Origin of the sequence: Marisediminitalea alba (genome assembly GCF_002993365.1) — a bacterium.
Classification (GTDB): domain Bacteria; phylum Pseudomonadota; class Gammaproteobacteria; order Enterobacterales; family Alteromonadaceae; genus Alteromonas; species Alteromonas alba.
Genome location: NZ_PVNP01000098.1, coordinates 1 through 1137, shown reverse-complemented (window position 1 = coordinate 1137; position 1137 = coordinate 1). Strand labels below are relative to the sequence as shown.

General features: G+C 46.1%; 1 protein-coding gene. It reads left to right on the top strand.

All coding sequences use genetic code 11. The annotated features are described in order from the left end of the window. Positions 1-1117, top strand: a 1117-nt coding sequence (locus C6Y40_RS10565) for an ISAs1 family transposase (RefSeq protein WP_105934560.1), incomplete at its 5' end; no start/stop codon positions are given. Positions 1118-1137 lie beyond the last annotated feature (20 nt).

Below are 1137 nucleotides of genomic sequence, written 5' to 3'. Positions count from 1 at the left end.
TACAGGTGCATTTGAACAGCTTTTTAGTGAGTTAGAAGATCCTCGTCAATCAGCTAAGGTGGCACATTTATTCACTGATATTTTATTCCTTGTCGTGTGTGCTTCCATCGCTGGTGCCAAAGGCTGGGAAGACATTGAAGATTTTGGTGATTTACACTTTGACTGGTTTCGCGAGAAAGGGCTTTTCAAAAATGGACTGCCCGTTCATGACACGATTGCTCGTGTGATATCAAGAGTCGATAGCGAACAATTCCAGCGTTGCTTTATCGGTTGGATGCAGTCAGTCGCCGAGTTATCCGACGGGCAGTTAATTGCGATTGATGGTAAGCGGCTTTGCGGTTCTTACAATCGTGAAGACAGGCAATCAGCCATCCATATGGTGAATGCGTTTGCAGCCGAAAATAATGTGGTATTGGGGCAAATTAAGACCCAGAGTAAGTCGAATGAAATCACAGCCATTCCAGCCTTACTGAACCTGCTGGATATCAAAGGTTGCTTGATATCAATAGATGCGATGGGCTGCCAAACTGCTATTGCGGAGAAGATTGTAGAGAGTGGTGGTGATTATCTTCTTGCTCTAAAAGGTAATCAAAAGGAACTTCATGATGCCGTGCGCAATGAGCTTGCGGGTGCTGTAAACCAAGAAGTCATTTGTCTGGAGAAACATCATGGACGAGGCGAAGCAAGAGCGTACCATGTTATGGATGCGGCATCGTTAGTGAATAGGTTTCCTGAATGGAAAGGGCTGAAAACGATAGGCGTTACGTTAAGCTATCGGCAGCCAAAAAAAGGTAAAGCATCTTTGGAATACCGGTACTACATCAGTTCAGCAGCTTTAACTAAAGCACGCTTTGCCAACGCAGTGCGTAGTCATTGGGCAGTAGAAAACAGTCTTCATTGGGTCCTTGATGTCTCAATGAAAGAAGATGAATGCCAGATATATCGTGGCAATGCCGCCGAAATACTGTCAGGAGCGAGGAAGCTTGCCTTGAACATGCTTCGTGCGGAGACAACCAGAAAAACGAGTGTGCCACGGAAACAGAAGCGTGCGCATGGCAGCACTGATTACTTGGAAAAGGTGTTAGCGGCGGGTTTGGTAGCGTTGAACGAAATTTGAGCACTCATGCTCTCGCCCTG